This window comes from Pseudomonas sp. R3.Fl (genome assembly GCF_023516765.1).
In the GTDB taxonomy this organism is placed as follows: Bacteria; Pseudomonadota; Gammaproteobacteria; order Pseudomonadales; family Pseudomonadaceae; genus Pseudomonas; species Pseudomonas citronellolis.
In genome coordinates this window covers 3,118,468-3,138,254 of the sequence record NZ_JAMGSO010000001.1, presented here as the reverse complement: position 1 = coordinate 3,138,254, position 19,787 = coordinate 3,118,468, and the positions used below count along the sequence as shown (strand labels likewise).

Sequence of the window (19,787 nt, the reverse complement as noted above, 5' to 3'; positions counted from 1 at the left end):
GGCACGGCTCAGTTGCGGATGAGGTTCATGATCAGGTGGATCATCAGTTCTTTCTGTCGTGGATCGCTTTGCGCCACCAGCAGGGCGATGGCGGCCAGGGCGTTGTCGTTGATCTTCAGTTCGCCGTCGTGCTTGAGGTGATGCTGGTTGCGCTGCAGGAACCAGATGAACAGGAAGGCGCCAATACGCTTGTTGCCGTCGGTGAACGGATGGTTCTTGATGATGAAGTAAAGCAGGTGCGCAGCCTGCTCCTCGATGCTGGGGTAGAGGAACTGGCCGGCGAAGGACTGCGTGACGTTGCCGAGAATGCCGAGGAAGCTGTCGTCCTTGGGGCGGCCGAACAACTCGCTTGCCTCGCCCTTGGCCAGCAGGTCGGTCTTCAGGGCCGTGATCGCGGCGTGGGCATCGGCGGGTTCGATGGCGTAGCGGATGCTTTCATCGAAGCCTTCCGCGGGCAGGCGTTCGCTGTCGAACTGGTTGAGCAGCACGAAGGTGCGTGCATAGCCGGCGATGACACTCACCAGGCCCCGCGCCTCGGGCAGGCTGGCCTGGTCGATGAGGTTCTGCTGGAACAGCGTCAGCGTCCGCTCCAGTTCGCGAATGCGGGCTTGCTGGGTTTGAAGGCGGCGTTCGTTGAGTGCGTAACCCTGAACCAGGTAGTCCTTGAGTACCTGGTTCGCCCAGATGCGGAAGCGCGTGCCTTGCCGGGAGTTGACGCGGTAGCCTACGGAGATGATGGCGTCGAGGTTGTAGTAGTCGATCTGCCGGGTGACTTCGCGATCCCCCTCGCGTTGAACCGTTGCATTTTTTGCAACGGTTCGTTCGCGAGCCAGTTCCTTGCTGTCGAAGATGGCTTTCAGGTGCCGCGAAATGACCGACTTGTCGCGCCCGAAAAGGTCGGACAGTTGCTGCAGGCTGAGCCAGAGCGTGTCGTGCTCCAACCGAACCTCGACTGCCAGATGACCATCGTCCGCTTCGTAGATCAGAATCCCCTGCTCATCGGTGTCGCTCATCCAGAACATCCTTTTTTGTCTGACCGCCTTCCCCTGGGGATCAACTCATCCCTTCGCGCCGCCACAGCGCGTAATGCACATTCCCTGCCTGCTTCTCCCTATGCAGCCGCCAGTTGGCCGGCAGGCCGAGGCTGGAGGGGGCGCTTTCGCTCTCGGTGTAGATCCAGGCGTCGGCCGCCAGCCAGCCGTTTTCCTCCAGCAGGCGGCAGCTGTTCTGCAGCAGGTCCTGGTGGAAGGGCGGATCGAGGAATACCAGGTCCACCGGCGCCGGGGCCGGCTTGGCCAGGTAGGCGAGGGCGTCCTGCAGCTGCACTTCGCCGTTCTCGCACTTGAGCGTGGCCAGGTGGCCGCGCAGGGCGGCCACGGCTTCGCGGTTCAGGTCCAGGGCCAGGCCGCTGCTGGCGCCGCGGGACAGGGCTTCGAGGAACAGCGCGCCGCTGCCGGCGAAGGGGTCGAGTACGCGGGCGCCGGGGACGTAGGCGGCCAGCCAGTTGAACAGCGTCTCGCGCACCCGGTCGGGGGTCGGGCGCAGGCCCGGGCCGTCGGGGAAGGCGAAGCGGCGGCTGCGCCACTCCCCGCCGATGATGCGCAGCTGGCCCTGGCCGCCGTGCTGGCGGGCGTTGGCGGAGGCGGGGGCCTTGGGTCTTCTGTTCATCAGTGCTCCGGAACGCCGAGGGGCTGTTCGGCCGGTTTGTCGGTGGGCGGCGGCAGCGGTTTCTGCGGCACCGTGGGGCCGGCGGTGACGATGACGAAGGCGTCCGGGTCGACGTGGCGTTGCATGGCCGCCTTGACCTTGTCCACGTCCAGCGCCTGGACCTGGGCCAGGAAGGTCTCCAGGTAGTCCGAGGGCAGGCCGTAGAAGCCGATGGCGCCGAGCTGGCCGACGATGTCGGCGTTGCTCGCGGTGGACAGCGGGAAGCTGCCGGCCAGTTCGCGCTTGGCGTCGTCCAGTTCCTTCTGCGTCGGGCCGTTCTTCACGTAGTCGCGGACGATGTCCTGGACCAGCTTGAGGGTGCCTTCGCTGAGTTCGGCGCGGGTCTGCAGGCCGATGGTGAAAGGCCCGCGCGCCTGCATGCCGGTGAAGCCGGAGGACACGCCGTAGGTCAGCCCGCGCTTCTCGCGCACCTGGTCCATCAGGCGGGTACCGAAGCCGCCGCCGCCGAGGATCTGGTTGCCCAGATACAGTGCCGGGTAGTCCGGGTCGTTGCGGGTGATGCCCAGCTGGGCCAGCAGCAGGTGGGTCTGCTTGGAGGGGAACTCGATGTGGCTGGGGCCCGGCTTGGGCACGGCCGGCTGGGCCACCGGCGGCAGCGCCGCGCCCTTGGGCAGCGAAGCGGAGACCTTGGCGGCGATGGCCTCGGCCTCGGCGCGGCTGAGGTCGCCGACCAGCGCGATCACCGTGTTGCCGGCGGCGTAGCCCTTCTGGTGGAAGGCGCGCAGCTGGGCGACGCCGATCTTCGGCACCGACTGCTCGTTGCCGTCGCTGGAGTGGGCGTAGGGGTGGTCGCCGTAGAGGCGCCTGAACAGTTCCAGGCCGGCCTGTTTGCCGGGGTTCTGCTTCTGGTACTCGAAGCCGGCCAGCACCTGGTTCTTGATGCGCGCCAGGGCTTCTTCGGGGAAGGTCGGCTGGCCGACCACCTGGTCGAACAGGGCGACGGCGGCCTCGCGCTTGTCCTTCTCGCTCAGGCTGCGCAGGCCGGCCACCGCCATGTCGCGGTAGGAGCCGTTCATGAAGTCGGCGCCCAGGTCCTCGAAGCCGGCGGCGATGGCGCTGGTGTCCTTGCCCGGCACGCCTTCGTTGAGCATGGCGTTGGTCAGCATGGCCAGGCCCGGGGCGTCGCCGTCCTGGCTGCTGCCGGCGGCGAAGGTCAGGCGCAGGTCGAACATCGGTAGCTCATGGGCCTCGACGAAGAGCACGCGGGCGCCTTCGGCGGTGGTCCAGCGCTGGATGTCCAACTGGCGGTGGCCGGGCTTCTTGCCGGCGGCCTCGGCCAGCGACTGCAGGCCGCTGGGCGCTGCGGCGGCCGGCGCCTGCGGGGCGGGGTTGCTGCCGCCGGCGGGGCGGCTGACGCAGAACGCCAGGCCGGCGATCAGCAGGAGGACGACCAGGCCGAGCAGGCCGTAGCGCAGGCCATTTCGTTCACTCATTTGCTCGGCTCCTTGTCGGTATCGGCTTGCGGCAGCACCTGGGCGAGGGTCAGGCGGGTGCGGGTGAAGTAGGTGCGGGCGGCCTTCTGGATGTCTTCGGCAGTGACCTGGCGGATGGCTTCCAGGTCCTGGTCGGCGAGGCGCCAGGACAGGCCGACGCTCTCCAGTTGGCCGATGCTGCTGGCCTGGGCGGCGATGGAGTCGCGCTCGAAGACCAGCCCGGCGATCAGCTGGGCGCGCACGCGCTCCAGTTCTTCCTGGCTGGGCGGGGTGGTCTTGAGTTCGTCGAGCTGCTGCCAGAGGGCCTTCTCCACCTGCTCCAGGGTCTTGCCCTTCTGCACGTTGGGGGTGGCGCTCAGGGTGAACAGGGTGTCGCCGCGGGCGAAGGCGTCGTAGGAGGCGGAGGCGCCGGCCACCAGCTCCTGGCCGCGCTCCAGGCGCGAGGACAGGCGGGCGCTGTAGCCGCCGTCGAGCAGCGCGGAGATCAGCCGCAGGGCATGCGCCTCGCGGGGGTTCTCGCTGCTGCCGAGGCTGGGCACGTTGAAGCCCATGATCAGGCTGGGCAGTTGGGTGCGCACCTCAAGGGTGAGGCGGCGTTCGCCCGGGTCGGGCACTTCCAGCGGCTTGCGCGCCGGCGGCAGCTCGTGCCGCGGGATGTCGCCGAACCAGCGCTGGGCCAGGGCCTTGACCTCCTCGGGCTGGACGTCGCCGACCACCACCAGGGTGGCGTTGTTCGGCGCATACCAGGCCTTGTACCAGGCGCGCAGGTCGTCGATGGTCATGCGCTGCAGGTCGGCCATCCAGCCGATGGTCGGCGAGTGGTAGCCGCTGGACAGGTAGGCCGCGGCCTTGAAGCGTTCGTAGGCGAGGGCGTAGGGCTTGTCCTCGGTGCGCAGGCGGCGTTCTTCCTTGATCACCTCGATCTCGCTCTTGAATTGGTCGGCCGGCAGCGTCAGGTGCGCCATGCGGTCGGCTTCCAGTTCGAAGGCCACCGGCAGGCGGTCCTTGGCCAGCACCTGGTAGTAGGCGGTGTAGTCGTCGGTGGTGAAGGCGTTCTCCTCGGCGCCGAGGTCACGCAGCACGCGCGAGGCTTCGCCCGGGCCCATCTTGCTGCTGCCCTTGAACATCATGTGCTCCAGGGCGTGGGAAAGGCCGGTGAGGCCGGGCGTCTCGTAGCTGGAGCCGATCCTGTACCAGAGCTGGGAGACCACCACGGGGGCGCGGTGGTCTTCGCGAACTACCAGCTTGAGCCCGTTGTCCAGTACGTATTCGTGGGTCGGCTGGGGTTCGGCGGCGAGGGCGAACAGCGGCAGGCAGAGTACGCCGCAGAGCAGGCCGAGCGCGCGGCGGGGAGGATTCTTCATGGTCGAACAGGTCCTTGCTGGTGGCCCGAAGGGCGGTGGCATGGCTGTCGGGCAGCCGCCTAACCCCGGCAGGCGAGGAGATGCTAGGATACCCATCCGTTTTCCGGGCGGCCACGTCCCGTGCCGCTCCCTTGAGATGCAAGCCATTCATGTTTGGTTCCAACGACGACAAGAAGGCCCCGCAGGGCGGGGAGAAGAAAGGCCTGTTCAGCTGGTTCCGCAAGAAACCCCAGGCCGAAGAAACCGTAGCGCCAGCCTCCGAAGCCGAGGCGGCCCCTGCGCAGGCGGCGCAAGCCCCGGCAGCGCAGCCTGAGCAAGCCGCAGCGGTCCCGGCGGCCGAAGCGCCCCGGCCGGCGCCCGTCGACGAGCTGCGCACGCCGCTGCCCGTGGCCCCCGTCGAACCGCCGGCGCCGGCCCCGCAGGCCGAAAGCCTGCCGGCCGAGCCGCTGGAGCCGGTCCGCTCGGTCGAACCGCAAATTCCCGCCGAGCCGCAGCTCCCTGTCGAGGCAACTGCGCCCGTTGCCCCCGCCGCGCCCGTGGTCGAGCCTGTCCCGGCTCCGGCTCCGGCTCCGGCTCCGGCTCCGGCTCCGGCTCCGGCTCCGGCTCCGGCTCCGGCTCCGGTCGCGGAGCAGCCGCTGGTCGCCGAGCCCGCGCCCGCCGCCATCGAGAAGCCTGCCGTTCCATCCGAAGCGGCCAAGCTCGGTTTCTTCGCCCGCCTCAAGCAGGGCCTGTCGAAGACCAGCGCCAGCCTCGGCGAGGGCATGGCCAGCCTGTTCCTGGGCAAGAAGGCCATCGACGACGACCTGCTCGACGAGATCGAGACGCGCCTGCTGACCGCCGACGTCGGCGTCGAGGCCACCACCGCCATCGTGCAGAACCTGACCAGGCGCGTGGCGCGCAAGGAACTGGCCGACAGCGAGGCGCTGTACAAGGCCCTGCAGGAAGAATTGGCCGGCCTGCTGCGCCCGGTGGAACAGCCGCTGGCCATCGCGGCCGGCAAGCAGCCCTACGTGATCCTCGTGGTCGGGGTGAACGGCGTGGGCAAGACCACCACCATCGGCAAGCTGGCGAAGAAGCTGCAGATGGACGGCAAGAAGGTCATGCTGGCCGCCGGCGACACCTTCCGCGCCGCCGCCGTGGAGCAACTGCAAGTGTGGGGCGAGCGCAACAACATCGCGGTGATCGCCCAGCACACCGGCGCCGACTCGGCCTCGGTGATCTTCGACGCGGTGCAGGCCGCCAAGGCCCGTGGCGTCGACGTGCTGATCGCCGACACCGCCGGCCGCCTGCACACCAAGGACAACCTGATGGAAGAGCTGAAGAAGGTGCGCCGGGTCATCGGCAAGCTGGACGACACGGCTCCCCACGAAGTCCTGCTGGTGCTCGACGCCGGTACCGGGCAGAACGCCATCAACCAGGCCAAGCAGTTCAACAACGCCGTGGAACTCACCGGCCTGGCCCTGACCAAACTGGACGGCACCGCCAAGGGCGGGGTGATCTTCGCCCTGGCCAAGCAGTTCGGCCTGCCGATCCGCTACATCGGCGTCGGCGAAGGGATCGACGATCTGCGCACCTTCGAGGCCGACGCTTTCGTCCGTGCATTGTTCGAGACCCGGGAGACCGCATGATCCGCTTCGAGCAGGTCGGCAAACGCTATCCCAACGGCCACGTCGGCCTGCATGACGCCTCGTTCCGCATCCATCGCGGCGAGATTCTCTTCGTCACCGGCCACTCCGGCGCTGGCAAGAGCACGCTGCTGCGGCTGATCCTGGCGATGGAGCGGCCGACCTCCGGCAAGTTGCTGCTCGGCGGCCAGGACTTGGCGCGCATCACCACCGCGCAGATTCCCTTCCTGCGCCGACAGATCGGCGTGGTGTTCCAGAACCACCAGTTGCTCAACGACCGCACGGTGTTCGACAACGTCGCCCTGCCGCTGCAGATCCTCGGCCTGCCCAAGGCGGAGATCGCCCAGCGGGTGGAAGCGGCGCTCGACCGCGTGAGCCTCAAGGAGAAGGCCGAGGACCTGCCGTCCGACCTCTCCACCGGCCAGCAGCAGCGCGTCGGCATCGCCCGCGCGGTGGTGCACCGCCCGGCCCTGCTGCTCGCCGACGAGCCCACCGGCAACCTCGACCCGCGCCTGGCCTCGGAGATCATGGGCGTGTTCGAGGACATCAACCGCCTCGGCACCACCGTGCTGATCGCCAGCCACGACCTGGCGCTGATCGCGCGCATGCGCCATCGGATGATCACCCTGCAGCGCGGGCGGATCATCGCGGACCGCGAGGAGGAGGCCTGATGAACGATCAGCAACTGCCGCATGCCCCGGAGGAGGGCACGCAGCCGAAGAAGAGCCGCGAGCGCGTGGAGAAGGAATCCACCGACTGGGGCCAGCTGTTCAGCGCCTACGGCGAAAGCCATCGCGCCAGCCTGGTGGACAGCCTCAAGCGGATGTTCGGCCACCCCTTCGGCAGCTTCTTCACCTGCCTGGTGATGGGCATCACCCTGAGCCTGCCGATGGGCCTGTCGCTGCTGCTGGGCAACGTCGAGCGCCTGGGCGGCTCCTGGCAGCGCGCGGCGCAGATTTCCCTGTACCTGGACCTGAAGACCAGCGAGAGCCAGGGCCAGGACCTGCGTGAACAGATCGAGCGCATGCCCGACGTGATCGAGGCGCAGCTGATCAGCCGCGAGGACGCGTTGAAAGAGCTGCAGGAACAGTCCGGCCTGGGCGAGGCGCTCAAGGAGCTGCCGGAGAACCCGCTGCCGGCGGTGATCTCGGTGACGCCCAAGCAGGTCGACCGCAACCAGCTCGATGCCTTGCGTCAACGCCTGGCCGAACTGCCCGGGGTACAACAGGCGCAGCTGGACCTGGTGTGGGTCGAACGGCTGTCGGCGATCCTCAAGCTGGGTGACCGTTTCGTCTTCGGCCTGACCGTGGTGCTGGTGCTGACCCTGCTGCTGGTGATCGGCAATACCATTCGTCTGCACATCGAAAACCGCCGTAACGAAATCGAAGTGATCAAGCTGGTCGGCGGGACCGACGGCTACGTGCGTCGGCCCTTCCTTTATATGGGCGCGCTCTACGGCCTGGGCGCCGGCATCCTGTCCTGGGCCCTGCTGGAGTTCGGGCTGAACTGGCTGAACGCCTCGGTGGTCAACCTGGCCGGCCTCTACGGCAGCGATTTCACCCTGGCCGGCGTGCCCTTGAACGACGGCCTGTCGCTGACCATAGGCGCGGTGCTGCTGGGCTGGATCGGCGCCTGGCTGGCCGTGGCGCGGCACCTGCGGGAGCTGGCGCCGCGCTGACAAACGACTGATTTACCCGGTTTTCTTCAAGGCTGTAAAGGAACTTTTACACCCGCTTGCAGTCAGATCGCTCAGTGCTACACTGCGCGAGTTTCGTGAATCGGAGGATTCGCATGACCACTTCTTTGCAACCTGTCTATGCCCTGGCTCCCGGCGCGAACCTGGAAGCCTACGTGCACTCGGTGAACAGCATCCCGCTGTTGACGCCGGAGCAGGAGCGCGAACTGGCCGAACGCCTCTTCTATCAGCAAGATCTGGAAGCGGCACGGCAAATGGTGCTGGCGCACCTGCGCTTCGTCGTGCACATCGCCCGGAGTTATTCCGGGTACGGCCTGGCCCAGGCCGATTTGATCCAGGAGGGCAACGTCGGCCTGATGAAGGCCGTGAAACGCTTCAACCCGGAAATGGGTGTGCGTCTGGTGTCCTTCGCCGTGCATTGGATCAAGGCGGAAATCCACGAGTTCATCCTGCGCAACTGGCGGATCGTCAAGGTCGCCACCACCAAGGCGCAGCGCAAGCTGTTCTTCAACCTGCGCAGCCAGAAGAAGCGTCTGGCCTGGCTGAGCAACGACGAAGTCGAACGCGTCGCCGAGAGTCTGGGCGTGGAAGCCCGGGAAGTACGCGAGATGGAAAGCCGCTTGAGCGGCCAGGACATGGCCTTCGACCCGGCGGCCGACGCCGACGACGAAAGCGCCTACCAGTCGCCGGCGCACTACCTGGAAGACCATCGCTACGACCCGGCGCGCCAGCTGGAGGAAGCGGACTGGAGCGACAGCTCCACCGCCAGCCTGCACGAGGCGCTGGAAGGCCTGGACGAGCGCAGCCGCGACATCCTCCAGCAGCGCTGGCTGGCCGAGGAGAAGGCGACGCTGCACGACCTGGCGGCCAAGTACAACGTGTCCGCCGAGCGCATCCGTCAGCTGGAAAAGAACGCGATGAACAAGCTCAAGGGGCGCATCGAGGCGTAAGCGCCCGCTGCACCGCTAGACTGAAGACCGCACCCCTCGGGGTGCGGTTTTTTTCTGCCCGCGAATGCCCGGAGACCCGATGCCCCGACTACGCCCGGCCCATGGCCTGCTGATCCTCGCCTTCGCCCTGCTGGCCTTCGCCGCCGGCCTGTGGGTGGCGCGCTCCACGGCGCCGCTGCCGCCCCCGGCCTGGCTGGAGGACTGGCAGCGCGAGGTGTTCGGGCCCCTGGCCGACGGCACCCTGGACCTCGGCCAGTTGCACAGCTGGCAGGAGGGCGCGCTGTGGCTGACCCGCGACCAGCAGGGCGCCCAACTGAGCTACCGCGGCACCCTGGGCACGCCCGACGGGCCCTGGCGCATGGAGGCCGAGCTGGTGCTGAGCGACGAGGAGCGCAGCAGCCTGCAGAAGGCCACGGGCATAGCGCCGGGGGCGCCCGACCAGCCGCTCAGCGACGCCATGCTGGAACAACTGCGCCGGCAGACGGTGGCCTCGGTGCTGCTGGCGCCCAGCCAGACGCTGAGCGTCGGCCGCCTGGTGGCCAGCTTCGGCCCGCCGCGCCTGCGTTTGCAGACCGACGGCGGCGAGGCCTGGATCTATCCCGAGCGCGGCCTGACGCTGCTGCACCGCAATGGCGAGCTGGTCTGGCTGCAGGTGGTGCCGCGGGAGAGCCTGGCGCACTGAGCGAGGCTCAGCGCAGGCGTTCCAGGTAGTCGGGGCCGCCGAGCTGCCACATCTGCTGGCGGATCCAGGCGGCGCGCTGGCGCACGTAGCCGCTGGGGCGCGCAGCGCTCCACTGGCGCGGGTTGGGCAGCACCGCGGCGAGTTGCGCGGCCTGCTGCGCCGACAGGCGGCTGGCGTCGACGCCGAAGTGGTGGCGCGCGGCGGCCTGGGCGCCGAACACGCCATCGTCCCACTCGGCGCTGTTCAGGTAGACCTCGAGGATGCGCTGCTTCGGCCAAAGAGTTTCCAGCAGCACCGTGAACCAGGCTTCCAGGCCTTTGCGCAGCCAACTGCGGCCGGACCAGAGGAACAGGTTCTTGGCGGTCTGCTGGCTGATGGTGCTGGCGCCGCGGAGGCTCTTGCCACGGCCGTTGTGGGCCAGGGCCTGCTCGATGGCCGGCAGGTCGAAGCCATGGTGCTCGGCGAACTTCTGGTCCTCGCCGGCGATGACCGCCACCTTGAGGTTGTCGGAAATCGAGTCCCAGCTGCGCCAGTCGCGCTGCAGGTCGATGGGCTGGCCGTTGAACCAGGACTGCACTTTGCGCTCGACCATCAGCATGCTGCCCGGCGGCGGCACCCAGCGCAGGACGACGACCACGGCCACGCTGCCCAGGGCGAAATAGACGAGGAACTTGAACAGGCGGCGGAGTAGGTTGCGCATGCTGGGGTTTGCCCGGGCGATAGTGCGCGTCATTATAACGGCTTGACCCTCCAGGGAGTTTTCCCATGCTGCGTACCTTCCTGCTGTTCGCTGCCTTCTTCGGCTTCACCGGCGTAGCCCTCGGCGCCTTCGCCGCCCACGGCCTGAAGAGCCGCCTGAGCGCCGATTACCTGGCGATCTTCCAGACCGGCGTGCACTACCAGATGCTCCATGCCCTGGCCCTGTTCGGCGTGGCGCTGCTCTCGGCGCACCTGGGCGGCCGCCTGGTGGGCATCGCCGGCGGGTTCTTCGTCGCCGGCATCCTGATCTTCTCCGGCAGCCTCTACCTGCTGACGTTGACTTCCACCCCGGTGCTCGGCGCCATCACGCCCATCGGTGGCGTCTGCTTCCTCGCCGGCTGGCTGTGCCTGGGCCTGGCGGCCTGGAGGCTGGCGGGCTGACCCGGACGTCAGAATCGCCGGCCGATGGCCCGCTTGCGCCTTGGTCATCGCCGGCTCTCGGGCTAGAATGCCCACCCCCTCCAATCGCGACGGTGCTGCCCATGCGTATCCAGTTGAACGGCGAACCCTACGAGCTGCCCGACGGCCAGAGCGTGGCCCACCTGCTCGAACGCCTGGAACTGGGCGGGCGCCGCGTCGCGGTCGAACTGAACCTGGACATAGTGCCGCGCAGCCAGCACGCCGCCATCGCCCTCAAGGAGGGCGACCAGGTGGAGGTGGTGCACGCCATCGGCGGCGGCTAGGCCGTCGCTTCCCCGATTCAGGCCCCGCCCCACCCGCTTTTGCTGAGGAAAGATCCGATGAGCCAAGCCTCTTCCACCCTGCCGGTCGACAAGCCTTTCACCCTCGCCGGGCGCACCTATGAATCGCGCCTGCTGGTCGGCACCGGCAAGTACCAGGATCTCGACGAGACGCGCCGTGCCATCGAGGCCTCCGGCGCGCAGATCGTCACCGTGGCGGTGCGCCGCACCAACATCGGCCAGAACCCCGACGAACCCAACCTGCTCGACGTGATCCCGCCGGACCGCTACACCATCCTGCCGAACACCGCCGGCTGCTACGACGCCGTGGAAGCGGTGCGCACCTGCCGCCTGGCCCGCGAGCTGCTGGACGGCCACAACCTGGTCAAGCTGGAAGTGCTGGCCGACCAGAAGACGCTGTTCCCCAACGTCGTGGAAACCCTCAAGGCCGCCGAAGTGCTGGTCAAGGACGGCTTCGACGTGATGGTGTACACCAGCGACGATCCGATCATCGCCCGCCAACTGGCCGAGATGGGCTGCATCGCGGTGATGCCGCTGGCCGGCCTGATCGGCTCCGGCCTGGGCATCTGCAACCCCTACAACCTGCGCATCATCCTCGAGGAAGCCACCGTTCCCGTGTTGGTAGACGCCGGCGTGGGCACCGCTTCCGACGCCACCATCGCCATGGAGCTGGGCTGCGAGGCGGTGCTGATGAACACCGCCATCGCCCACGCGCAGAACCCGGTGATGATGGCCGAGGCCATGAAGCACGCCATCGTCGCCGGTCGCCTGGCCTACCTGGCCGGGCGCATGCCACGCAAACTGTACGCCAGCGCCTCCTCGCCGATGAGCGGCCTGATCGGCTGACCCCGGCGCGGCGCCCCGAGCGGGCCGGTTCGCCAAGCGCGGGCCGGCCCGTCGTCACTTTCACTGCCCCGTTTTTTCCAAGGTCCGAACATGAGCGATACCCAGCAGCCCCAGGCCGAGCAGGCCACCGACCGGCCGATGCGCACCATCAAGAGCTTCGTGATGCGCGCCGGGCGCATGACCGAAGGCCAGCAGCGCGGCCTCGACCAGGGCTGGCCGCGTTTCGGCCTGGAACTGGCCGACGGCCCGCGCGACTTCGACCAGGTGTTCGGACGCAAGGCCCCGCGCACCTTCGAGATCGGCTTCGGCATGGGCCACGCCACCCTGGAGATGGCCGCCGCGGCGCCGGACCAGGACTTCATCGGCGTCGAAGTGCACCGCCCGGGCGTGGGCGCGCTGCTCAACGGCATGCTGACGCAGAACCTCACCAACATCCGCGTCTACAGCTGCGACGCCCTGGAAGTGCTGCGCGACTGCGTGGCCGACGCCAGCCTGGACCGCGTGCTGCTGTTCTTCCCCGACCCCTGGCACAAGGCGCGCCACCACAAGCGCCGCATCGTCCAGCCGGCCTGGGCGGAGCTGGTGCGCAGCAAGCTGAAGGTCGGTGGCGTTCTGCACATGGCCACCGACTGGGAACAGTACGCCGAGCACATGCTGGAGGTGATGAACGCCGCGCCCGGCTACCGCAACCTGTCCCCGGACAACACCTACGTGCCGCGCCCGGAAGAGCGCCCGGTAACCAAGTTCGAACGCCGCGGCGAGCGCCTGGGCCATGGCGTCTGGGACCTGAAGTTCCAGCGCGTCGACTGAGCGGCCGAAACATCCTGCACGCTGTCTTATAGGTCGCGCCGGAGTGCTCTTCGTAGGAGCGAGCTTGCTCGCGAATGAGTCCCGCAGCGGGGTGTGTTCGCGAGCAAGCTCGCTCCTACGAAAAGCCATGCTCGCCTGCAATGTAGGAGCGGGCCCTGCCCGCGTTCGCGCGCAGGGCGCGCTCCTGCATGGAATGGCGTAGGTGGCGTGGCGTAGGAGCGGATCTCATCCGCGAATCGCACCGGAACCGCCGGCATCGCGGACAAGGTCCGCTCCTACAAGTGGAGCGGCGGCGTGTCGACTGCGCCGAGGTGCTCTTCGTAGGATGGGTTGAGCCTGCGAAACCCATGCGGCCGCGGTGATGGGTATCGCTTCGCTCAACCCATCCTACGTCAGTGTTTCCCCTGCCCCTGTAGGAGCGGAATCAGTCGATCAGCTCCGCGCCGACCACCGTGATGTCCGGCAGGCTCAGCGGCGCCGGGGTGATCTGCAGGTACTTGATGCTGTTGCGCGGGATCAGCAGCAGGTCGCCGTCCACCTCGATGCTCAGGCAGGGCGACTCCAGCTGCTTGCGGATGCCCTGCGCCACCTCCACCGGGTCCTCGCTCTGTTGCGGGAAGCGCAGCGCCAGGCGCTGGCCGTCGATGAAGTGCAGGTACAGGTGCTTGATCGGTTTCATGGCGTTTCCCCAGCTGCGCGTTGGCTACTGGGGAAACACTAGCAGGCCCGTCAGCTGCGGTCGGCGATCATGCCGATGATGAAGAACAGCAACAGCAGCACCGGCGCCAGGGTGTAGTTGTTGAAGTAGTTCAGGCCGTGGGCCACCCAGGGGGTGACGAAGACCATGGCCAGGCCGTAGCCCACGGCGCAGATGAGCACGAACAGCAGGGTGCGGAAGACGAAGTTGAGGCTGCCGATGCGCTGCTGCACCCAGGCGTTGATCGCCGGGCCGAACAGCACCAGCAGGGTGGCCATGATCGCCAGGGCGATATCGGACAGATGGCTGCGGCTCCAGCGGGAGGCGCTGGCGATCAGGTCGAGGGCGAAGTCCATGCAGGCTCCTTGGTCGGGGGCGGTCGACGGGGGAGTTTACACGTCCCCCGGCGGGCTTGGTTAAGGCAGGAACTGCTGCAGCAGGTCGTTGAGGAACAGCTGGCCGCGTTCGGTCGGCCGCAGGCGCTCGTCGTCCTCGGCCAGCAGGCCTTGGGCGCGGGCTTCGCGGCAGGCTTCGGCGATGGCTTGCAGCGGCAGGCCGGTGCGTTGCTCGAACAGCTCTGCCGGGACACCGTCCACCAGGCGCAGGGCGTTCATCATGAATTCGAAGGGCAGGTCGGCCGCTTCCAACACCCGTTCGCCGGCCTGGAAGGCCTTGGCCGGGTTCAGGTAGTCCTTCGGCAGGCGCGTCTTCCAGGTGCGCAGAATGCTGCCTTCGGGGCTGCTGAGCTTGGCGTGGGCGCCGGCGCCGATGCCGAGGAAGTCGCCGAAGGTCCAGTAGTTGAGGTTGTGCCGGGCGCGCAGGCCGTCGCGGGCGTAGGCCGAGGTCTCGTACTGGAGGTAGCCGGCTTGCGCCAGGCGAGCCTGGCCGGCTTCCTGGATCTCCCAGAGGGCGTCGTCTTCCGGCAGTTCCGGCGGCTGGCTCCAGAACACCGTGTTCGGCTCCATGGTCAGCTGGTACCAGGACAGGTGCGTCGGGGCCAGGGCGATGGCCTGCTCCAGGTCGGCCAGGGCGTCGGCCACGCTCTGGTCGGGCAGGCCGTGCATCAGGTCGAGGTTGAAGTTGTCGAAGCCGGCGCGGCGCGCCATGTCCGCCGCGCGCACCGCCTCGTCGCCATCGTGGATGCGCCCCAGGGCCTTGAGCTTGTCGGCCTGGAAGCTCTGCACGCCGATGGACAGACGGTTGATGCCCAGGGCCCGGTAGTCGGCGAACTTGGCCTGTTCGAAGGTGCCGGGGTTGGCCTCCAGGGTGATTTCGATGTCGTTTTCGAAACCGACTTCGCGCTCCAGGCCTTCGAGGATGCGCCCCAGGGCACTGGCGGAGAACAGGCTGGGCGTGCCGCCGCCGAAGAAGATCGAGGTCAGCCTGCGGCCGTGGACGTGCTGCCGGTCAGCCGCCAGGTCGGCCAGCAGCGCCTGGACGTAGGCGTCCTCGGGCAGCTCCGGGCCGGCGGCGTGGGAGTTGAAGTCGCAGTACGGGCATTTGCGCACGCACCAGGGGATATGGATGTAGGCCGCCAACGGCGGTAGCTGAAAGCCGGAAGCTGGAAGCTGGTGGCTTTCAGCTTCGAGCTTCGAGCTTTCAGCTGCTTTCATAACCCCAACCGCTGTTTCAGCAGGGCCATGGCGCGGGCACGGTGGCTCAGGCGGTTCTTCTGTTCGGGGGGCAGTTCGGCGCTGGAGCAGCCGCTTGCCGGCACCCAGAACAGCGGGTCGTAGCCGAAGCCGTGCTCGCCGCGGGCTTCGTGGAGGATGCTGCCTTCCCAGATGCCTTCGCAGAGGATCGGCAGCGGGTCGTCGGCATGCCGCACCAGGGCCAGGACGCTGACGAACTGCGCACCACGCTGCTCGTCCGGCACCTTGCGCAGGGCGTCCAGCAGCTTGGCGTTGTTCGCCGCGTCACCCTTGCCGTCGGCGTAGCGCGCGGAGTAGATGCCCGGCGCGCCGCCGAGGTAGTCCACCGCCAGGCCCGAGTCGTCGGCCAGCGCCGGCAGCCCGGAGATGCGCGCGGCGTTGCGCGCCTTGAGGATGGCGTTCTCGACGAAGGACAGGCCGGTTTCCTCCGGCTCCACGTCGCTGAACTCGCCGATCGAGCGCACCTTCACGTGGGCGCCCAGCATGGCCTGGAGTTCCTTGAGTTTGCCGGCGTTGTGACTGGCCAGCACCAGTTGTTCGAGCTTGATCATTCGTCTGGGTAGATTTCCTGGAGGAACTCGAAGCTTTGCGGGGCTTCGGAGCCTTTCTGTACCTGGATGTCGAAGGTCAGGGTGTCACGGCCTTCGATGGGGAACTGGGCGATGTGGTAGACCGCGCCTTCCTCGACCACGCGCTTGAAGGTCAGCGGGATCGGCTGGCCCATGAGGTTCTTGGCGGTGCCGGAGACGGTGACCTGGGCCGGCTTGCCGCTGGCGTCCAGCGGCACGATGTTGATCACGCCCTGGGCCTTGCTGCGCACCACGCCGACGGCCGCGGCGACCTTGGGCTGGAGGAAGCTGGAGTTGTAGACGCTGTAGTGGACCTTGAGGTCCCCCAGCGTGGTGGCCTGCTCGGCGAAGGCCGGCAGTGCCAGGAACAGGCAGAACAGCAGGGAGGCTAGGCGGCGCATGGTTTTCTTCTCCTGGGTTCGGGGCCCCGGGCGGTTCAGACGGCGATGCGGTGGTCCGGCAGGCTTGGACCGCTGACCCGGTAGATGCCGATTTCACCCAACAGATTAGGCCAAACTCGGCAGGACCAGCGATGACGGTGGTCACGATCCACCGCCAGGCGGTCGAGCACCCGCAGGCGCTTCTCGCGGCACAGCGCCTCGAAGTCCTTGAAGGTGCAGAAGTGGATGTTCGGCGTGTTGTACCAGGTGTAGGGAAGGAATTCCGACACCGGCATGCGGCCGTTACGCGCCAGGTACCAGCGGCAGCGCCAGTGGCCGAAGTTGGGGAAGGTGATGATGCAGGTGCGGCCGACGCGGAGCATCTCTTCGAGGATCCTGTCCGGGTAGTGCACGGCCTGCAAGGCCTGGGTCATGACCACCACGTCGAAGCTGTTGCTGGCGAAGCTGCCGAGGCCCTTGTCCAGGTCCTGCTCGATGACGTTCACGCCGCGTTCGACGCACTTGGCGATGTTTTCGCTGTCGATTTCCAGGCCGTAGCCGGTGACCTGCTTGTGTTCGGCCAGCCAGGCGAGCAGTTCGCCGTCGCCGCAGCCGAGGTCGAGCACCCGGCTGCCGGCGGGGATCCAGTCTTGGATGATGTCCAGGTCGGCGCGCATGGGGCTTCCTTATACGCTGATGCGGTTCATGTAGGCGCTGAAGGCCTGGAGGTAGCGGGGGATCGGCATGAGGAAGGCGTCGTGGCCCTGGGGTGCGTCGATCTCCAGGTAGCAGACGTTCTTCTTCGCCGCGATCAGGGCGTCGACGATCTCCCGCGAGCGCGCCGGGGAGAAGCGCCAGTCGGTGGTGAAGGACATCAGGCAGAAGTCCGCCTTGACCCCGGCCAGGGTGCGTACCAGGTCGCCATCGTGGGCGGAAGCCGGGTCGAAGTAGTCCAGCGCCTTGGTCATCAGCAGGTAGGTGTTGGCGTCGAAGCGGGTGGAGAATTCCTCGCCCTGATAGCGCAGATAGCTCTCGACCTGGAATTCGACGTTGTAGAGGTCGTAGTTGAGCTTCTCGGCCTTGCGGTCGCGGCCGAACTTCTCGCCCATGGCGTCATCGGACAGGTAGGTGATGTGCCCGACCATGCGCGCCAGGCGCAGGCCGTGGCGCGGGATCACGCCCTGTTCCTGGAAGTGGCCGCCGAGGAACTCCGGGTCCGAGAGAATGGCCTGGCGCGCCACTTCGTTGAAGGCGATGTTCTGCGCCGAGAGCTTGGGCGCGCTGGCGATGCACAGGCAGTGGCGTACGCGCTCGGGGTAGCTGATGGTCCACTGCAGCGCCTGCATGCCGCCCAGGCTGCCGCCGACCACCGCGGCCCACTGGGTGATGCCCAGGCGGTCGGCCAGGCGCGCCTGGCTGTTGACCCAGTCTTCCACGGTGACCACCGGGAAATCGGAGCCGTAGATGCGCCCGGTCGACGGGTCGAGGCTGGTGGGGCCGGTGGAGCCGTTGCAGCCGCCGAGGTTGTTCAGCGCGACCACGAAGAACTTGCGGGTGTCGATGGCCTTGCCCGGGCCGATGCAGCTGTCCCACCAGCCCGGCTTGCGCTCGTCGGGGCTGTTGTAGCCGGCGGCGTGGTGGTGGCCGGAAAGCGCATGGCAGATCAGCACGGCGTTGCTCGCCGTGGCGTTCAGCTCGCCGTAGGTCTCGATCACCAGCTGGTATTCGGGCAGCGTCCTGCCGCTGACCAGGGCCAGGGGTTCGCTGAAGTGCAGCGTCTGGGGAGAGACCAGACCGACGGAATCTTCGGGGAAGACTGTTGGCATCGACCCAGCTCATGAATAAAAGGAGGGCGCCAGTCTAAAGAGCACCGCCCCCTGCGGCAAGGCCGGGCCTGCCGCGGGCGTTCAGGCGCGCTGCGAGCCGGGCAGGGCGACCACGCGGGCCTGGCGTTGCAGCGGCGAGGGGCGGCGCAGCAGGCGGAGGATTTCCGAGGCTTCGGCCAGCTGTTTTTCCAGCTCTTCCTGGTAGCGCGCCATGAGCAGGGCGCGCTGGCGTACCTGCTGGGTTTCCTGGGCCAGGGCCTTCAGGCGCAGCATGTGGGTTTCCAGCAGCTGCTTGTTCTCCAGGGTGTACTGCATCAGCGGCATCAGGGCGTCGGTGGCCCAGCGCTCCACTTCTTCGCGCACGCGCTGGTGCAGGAGGATGACTTCCTGGGCCAGGGTGGCGATGAAGCGCCGCGTCAGCAGGCGCTGTTCGGTGAGCAGGGTCTTGAGCTGCAGGCGGAAGCGGTCGGCTTGCTCGCGCAGCCGGGCCAGTTCGCGCTGGTAGCCGGCGACGTCGAAGCGCGGGGCGTCCAGGGCGTTCAGCGGGTTTTCCTGGTTGTGCCGCTGGTAGATGGCCTCGACCATGCGGTTACCCAGTTCGGCCTCGTGCTGCAGGCTGTGCAGGTCGCCCTCCACGGCCTGAAAGAAGTTCAGGATGGCCTGGTTGATGCCCAGGGTGGTCCAGCTGCCGCGCAGCTTCTCGTGGACCTTGGCCAGGTGCCGCTCCAGGCGTTCGGCGCGCACGGTCTGGCCGAGCAGCTCGCCCTGGCGGCGCAGCAGGCGCTGGTTGGTCTTCAGGTTGAGCAGGCGGCGGTGGTGCAGGCCGTGGTCTTCCTTGGTCCGCGCGGTCAGCTCGAAAAGCAGCTGGCCGCTGTCCTGCTGCTGGCCTTCGAGCTGCGCCTGCTGTTCGCGCAGGCGTTCCAGGCGGGCGCGCAGGCTGTGCTGGCTGTTGTTCAGCAGGGCCAGCACCTGGCTGAGCACCGCGCCTTCCAGCAAGCGCTCCTTGTCCGCCACTATGCGCTCGCAGAGCAGGGTTTCCAGGCTTTCCAGCTGGCTGCGGGCGAGCAGTTCGGCGTCGTTGCGCACCTTGGCCAGCAGCGCCTGCTTGGCCGACAGCGGCAGCACGCTGTCGCGGGGGATGCCCAGCTGCCGCGCGGTGGCGTCGCGGATGCGCTGGATGGCGTTGTGCACGAAGGCGTCGCCGGCCAGGTCGTCCCAGAGCACATCGACCTTGTTCAGCACCGCGTACAGGGTGCACTGGCCGTCTTCCACCAGGTGCCGCACGTGGTCCTGCCAGACTGCCAGGTCCGAGGCGGTGACGCCGGTGTCGGCGGCCAGCAGGAAGACCACCGCCTGGGTGCTGGGCAGCATCGACAGGGTCAGTTCCGGCTCGCTGCCCAGGGCGTTCAGCCCGGGGGTGTCGAGGATGCGCAGGCCCTGGCGCAGCAGCGGGTGGTCGAAGTTGACCAGGGCGTGGCGCCAGGCCGGCACGCGCACGTGGCCGGGGCGTTCGGCGGCTTCCAGCATGTCCGGGAGGAAGCCCAGCTGGATCGCCTGTTCCACCGGCAGGCTCTTGGTCCGGGCGGTCTGCGCGAAGGCCTGGGCCATGTTGGCCGGGTCGGAGGTGTCCAGGGGGATGTTCACCCAGTGCCGCGGCACCTGCTTGAAGCGGGCGATGCTGGCGTCGGCCACCCGCGTCTCGACGGGCAGCAGGCGGATGTAGGGGCGTTCGGAGCGCGGGTCGAAGAAGATCTCGGTAGGGCACATGGTGGTGCGCCCGGCCTGGGAGGGCAGCATGCGCTGGCCGTACTCGGAGAAGAACAGGCTGTTGATCAGCTCGGTCTTGCCGCGGGAGAACTCGCCGACGAAGGCCAGAGTGATGTGGTCCAGGCGCAGAAGGCGCAGGGCGCGCTCCAGGCGCGCGTCTATGTCCGCGCTGTTCAGCCGGCTCTGCTCCAGCCAGCTGCGATAGCGGATGATGTCCCGGACCAGTTCCCGCTTCCAGGTGACGTAGGCGTCGATCTGCTGACTGAGTCGCTCCATGCTCATCCAGGCGGTCCTATGGCTTG

General features: G+C 67.8%; 22 protein-coding genes. 9 read left to right on the top strand and 13 right to left on the bottom strand.

The features are described from left to right. Positions 1–8: 8 nt before the first annotated feature. From M8R19_RS13815 to M8R19_RS13800, 4 genes are read right to left on the bottom strand one after another with little or no spacing between them, the layout of a single operon-like run. A complete protein-coding gene (locus M8R19_RS13815; protein WP_249918064.1) occupies positions 9–1,013 on the bottom strand; it encodes a virulence RhuM family protein/type II toxin-antitoxin system death-on-curing family toxin in 1,005 nt (334 codons plus the stop codon). Between the two features lie 40 nt (positions 1,014–1,053). Next, complete coding sequence (rsmD, locus tag M8R19_RS13810; protein ID WP_249918063.1) at positions 1,054–1,668, bottom strand: 16S rRNA (guanine(966)-N(2))-methyltransferase RsmD; 615 nt, start codon at positions 1,666–1,668, stop codon at positions 1,054–1,056. Continuing rightward, positions 1,668–3,161, bottom strand: a complete 1,494-nt coding sequence (locus tag M8R19_RS13805) for a M16 family metallopeptidase (protein WP_074977885.1) — start codon at positions 3,159–3,161, stop codon at positions 1,668–1,670. Before M8R19_RS13805 ends, rsmD begins: the two co-directional genes overlap by 1 nt. Next, on the bottom strand, positions 3,158–4,567 hold the full coding sequence (locus M8R19_RS13800; RefSeq protein WP_249918062.1) for a M16 family metallopeptidase: 1,410 nt from the start codon (positions 4,565–4,567) through the stop codon (positions 3,158–3,160). The genes M8R19_RS13805 and M8R19_RS13800 overlap by 4 nt, the downstream gene beginning before the upstream one ends. 107 nt (positions 4,568–4,674) lie before the next feature. Here M8R19_RS13800 and ftsY point away from each other — a divergent pair, with 107 nt between their 5' ends. The 5 genes from ftsY (at position 4,675) to M8R19_RS13775 (ending at position 9,478) form a co-directional block, all read left to right on the top strand. After that, complete coding sequence (gene ftsY, locus M8R19_RS13795) at positions 4,675–6,153, top strand: signal recognition particle-docking protein FtsY (protein ID WP_249918061.1); 1,479 nt, start codon at positions 4,675–4,677, stop codon at positions 6,151–6,153. Beyond that, positions 6,150–6,821 (top strand): cell division ATP-binding protein FtsE, encoded by a 672-nt coding sequence (ftsE, locus tag M8R19_RS13790; protein WP_009615202.1) that lies wholly within the window; start codon positions 6,150–6,152, stop codon positions 6,819–6,821. Before ftsY ends, ftsE begins: the two co-directional genes overlap by 4 nt. Next, positions 6,821–7,828 (top strand): permease-like cell division protein FtsX, encoded by a 1,008-nt coding sequence (ftsX, locus tag M8R19_RS13785; RefSeq protein ID WP_009615204.1) that lies wholly within the window; start codon positions 6,821–6,823, stop codon positions 7,826–7,828. The genes ftsE and ftsX overlap by 1 nt, the downstream gene beginning before the upstream one ends. A 113-nt stretch (positions 7,829–7,941) precedes the next feature. Further along, a complete protein-coding gene (gene rpoH / locus M8R19_RS13780) occupies positions 7,942–8,796 on the top strand; it encodes an RNA polymerase sigma factor RpoH (RefSeq protein ID WP_074977877.1) in 855 nt (284 codons plus the stop codon). A gap of 79 nt (positions 8,797–8,875) precedes the next feature. Continuing rightward, a complete protein-coding gene (locus tag M8R19_RS13775) occupies positions 8,876–9,478 on the top strand; it encodes a hypothetical protein (protein ID WP_043313979.1) in 603 nt (200 codons plus the stop codon). 7 nt (positions 9,479–9,485) lie between these two features. Here M8R19_RS13775 and mtgA read toward each other — a convergent pair whose 3' ends face one another. Further along, a complete protein-coding gene (gene mtgA, locus M8R19_RS13770) occupies positions 9,486–10,211 on the bottom strand; it encodes a monofunctional biosynthetic peptidoglycan transglycosylase (protein WP_061560511.1) in 726 nt (241 codons plus the stop codon). A gap of 32 nt (positions 10,212–10,243) precedes the next feature. Here mtgA and M8R19_RS13765 point away from each other — a divergent pair, with 32 nt between their 5' ends. From M8R19_RS13765 to trmB, 4 genes are all read left to right on the top strand, one after another. Next, the gene (locus M8R19_RS13765) at positions 10,244–10,618 is read left to right on the top strand and encodes a DUF423 domain-containing protein (protein WP_009615211.1); all 375 of its coding nucleotides are present in this window, start codon (positions 10,244–10,246) and stop codon (positions 10,616–10,618) included. Positions 10,619–10,719: 101 nt separating this feature from the next. Further along, positions 10,720–10,920 (top strand): sulfur carrier protein ThiS, encoded by a 201-nt coding sequence (thiS, locus tag M8R19_RS13760; RefSeq protein ID WP_249918060.1) that lies wholly within the window; start codon positions 10,720–10,722, stop codon positions 10,918–10,920. Between the two features lie 57 nt (positions 10,921–10,977). After that, a complete protein-coding gene (locus M8R19_RS13755; protein WP_009615215.1) occupies positions 10,978–11,784 on the top strand; it encodes a thiazole synthase in 807 nt (268 codons plus the stop codon). Between the two features lie 138 nt (positions 11,785–11,922). After that, positions 11,923–12,594 carry a tRNA (guanosine(46)-N7)-methyltransferase TrmB gene (trmB, locus tag M8R19_RS13750; RefSeq protein WP_218585327.1) on the top strand — a complete coding sequence of 224 codons (672 nt, stop codon included), beginning with the start codon at positions 11,923–11,925 and terminating at the stop codon, positions 12,592–12,594. A gap of 424 nt (positions 12,595–13,018) precedes the next feature. Here trmB and M8R19_RS13745 read toward each other — a convergent pair whose 3' ends face one another. The 8 genes from M8R19_RS13745 to M8R19_RS13710 all read right to left on the bottom strand — a co-directional run bounded on the left by M8R19_RS13745 (position 13,019) and on the right by M8R19_RS13710 (position 19,767). Continuing rightward, positions 13,019–13,273 (bottom strand): hypothetical protein, encoded by a 255-nt coding sequence (locus M8R19_RS13745; protein ID WP_074977863.1) that lies wholly within the window; start codon positions 13,271–13,273, stop codon positions 13,019–13,021. A gap of 50 nt (positions 13,274–13,323) precedes the next feature. Then, complete coding sequence (locus tag M8R19_RS13740) at positions 13,324–13,647, bottom strand: DUF3392 domain-containing protein (RefSeq protein WP_009615221.1); 324 nt, start codon at positions 13,645–13,647, stop codon at positions 13,324–13,326. A 60-nt stretch (positions 13,648–13,707) separates the two neighbouring features. Next, positions 13,708–14,904, bottom strand: a complete 1,197-nt coding sequence (gene hemW / locus M8R19_RS13735) for a radical SAM family heme chaperone HemW (protein ID WP_249918059.1) — start codon at positions 14,902–14,904, stop codon at positions 13,708–13,710. Beyond that, complete coding sequence (gene rdgB / locus M8R19_RS13730) at positions 14,901–15,494, bottom strand: RdgB/HAM1 family non-canonical purine NTP pyrophosphatase (RefSeq protein ID WP_249918058.1); 594 nt, start codon at positions 15,492–15,494, stop codon at positions 14,901–14,903. The genes hemW and rdgB overlap by 4 nt, the downstream gene beginning before the upstream one ends. Then, positions 15,491–15,913, bottom strand: a complete 423-nt coding sequence (locus M8R19_RS13725) for a DUF4426 domain-containing protein (RefSeq protein WP_074977854.1) — start codon at positions 15,911–15,913, stop codon at positions 15,491–15,493. The genes rdgB and M8R19_RS13725 overlap by 4 nt, the downstream gene beginning before the upstream one ends. 35 nt (positions 15,914–15,948) lie before the next feature. Continuing rightward, on the bottom strand, positions 15,949–16,569 hold the full coding sequence (gene metW, locus M8R19_RS13720) for a methionine biosynthesis protein MetW (RefSeq protein ID WP_009615228.1): 621 nt from the start codon (positions 16,567–16,569) through the stop codon (positions 15,949–15,951). Positions 16,570–16,578: 9 nt separating this feature from the next. After that, positions 16,579–17,718: a homoserine O-succinyltransferase MetX gene (gene metX / locus M8R19_RS13715; RefSeq protein WP_116424750.1), complete on the bottom strand. Its 1,140-nt coding sequence runs from the start codon at positions 17,716–17,718 to the stop codon at positions 16,579–16,581. An 81-nt stretch (positions 17,719–17,799) separates the two neighbouring features. Beyond that, positions 17,800–19,767, bottom strand: a complete 1,968-nt coding sequence (locus tag M8R19_RS13710) for a dynamin family protein (protein ID WP_249918057.1) — start codon at positions 19,765–19,767, stop codon at positions 17,800–17,802. Positions 19,768–19,787: the final 20 nt, after the last annotated feature.

Coding starts and splice junctions, on each gene's coding strand:
- metX (WP_116424750.1), bottom strand. CDS start 17,718: ATGCCAACAGTCTTCCCCGAAGATTCCGTCGGTCTGGTCTCTCCCCAG.
- rpoH (WP_074977877.1), top strand. CDS start 7,942: ATGACCACTTCTTTGCAACCTGTCTATGCCCTGGCTCCCGGCGCGAAC.
- ftsE (WP_009615202.1), top strand. CDS start 6,150: ATGATCCGCTTCGAGCAGGTCGGCAAACGCTATCCCAACGGCCACGTC.
- M8R19_RS13775 (WP_043313979.1), top strand. CDS start 8,876: ATGCCCCGACTACGCCCGGCCCATGGCCTGCTGATCCTCGCCTTCGCC.
- M8R19_RS13815 (WP_249918064.1), bottom strand. CDS start 1,013: ATGAGCGACACCGATGAGCAGGGGATTCTGATCTACGAAGCGGACGAT.
- M8R19_RS13740 (WP_009615221.1), bottom strand. CDS start 13,647: ATGGACTTCGCCCTCGACCTGATCGCCAGCGCCTCCCGCTGGAGCCGC.
- hemW (WP_249918059.1), bottom strand. CDS start 14,904: ATGAAAGCAGCTGAAAGCTCGAAGCTCGAAGCTGAAAGCCACCAGCTT.
- mtgA (WP_061560511.1), bottom strand. CDS start 10,211: ATGACGCGCACTATCGCCCGGGCAAACCCCAGCATGCGCAACCTACTC.
- thiS (WP_249918060.1), top strand. CDS start 10,720: ATGCGTATCCAGTTGAACGGCGAACCCTACGAGCTGCCCGACGGCCAG.
- M8R19_RS13710 (WP_249918057.1), bottom strand. CDS start 19,767: ATGAGCATGGAGCGACTCAGTCAGCAGATCGACGCCTACGTCACCTGG.
- M8R19_RS13745 (WP_074977863.1), bottom strand. CDS start 13,273: ATGAAACCGATCAAGCACCTGTACCTGCACTTCATCGACGGCCAGCGC.
- metW (WP_009615228.1), bottom strand. CDS start 16,569: ATGCGCGCCGACCTGGACATCATCCAAGACTGGATCCCCGCCGGCAGC.
- M8R19_RS13765 (WP_009615211.1), top strand. CDS start 10,244: ATGCTGCGTACCTTCCTGCTGTTCGCTGCCTTCTTCGGCTTCACCGGC.
- rsmD (WP_249918063.1), bottom strand. CDS start 1,668: ATGAACAGAAGACCCAAGGCCCCCGCCTCCGCCAACGCCCGCCAGCAC.
- ftsY (WP_249918061.1), top strand. CDS start 4,675: ATGTTTGGTTCCAACGACGACAAGAAGGCCCCGCAGGGCGGGGAGAAG.
- ftsX (WP_009615204.1), top strand. CDS start 6,821: ATGAACGATCAGCAACTGCCGCATGCCCCGGAGGAGGGCACGCAGCCG.
- M8R19_RS13805 (WP_074977885.1), bottom strand. CDS start 3,161: ATGAGTGAACGAAATGGCCTGCGCTACGGCCTGCTCGGCCTGGTCGTC.
- trmB (WP_218585327.1), top strand. CDS start 11,923: ATGCGCACCATCAAGAGCTTCGTGATGCGCGCCGGGCGCATGACCGAA.
- rdgB (WP_249918058.1), bottom strand. CDS start 15,494: ATGATCAAGCTCGAACAACTGGTGCTGGCCAGTCACAACGCCGGCAAA.
- M8R19_RS13800 (WP_249918062.1), bottom strand. CDS start 4,567: ATGCCACCGCCCTTCGGGCCACCAGCAAGGACCTGTTCGACCATGAAG.
- M8R19_RS13725 (WP_074977854.1), bottom strand. CDS start 15,913: ATGCGCCGCCTAGCCTCCCTGCTGTTCTGCCTGTTCCTGGCACTGCCG.
- M8R19_RS13755 (WP_009615215.1), top strand. CDS start 10,978: ATGAGCCAAGCCTCTTCCACCCTGCCGGTCGACAAGCCTTTCACCCTC.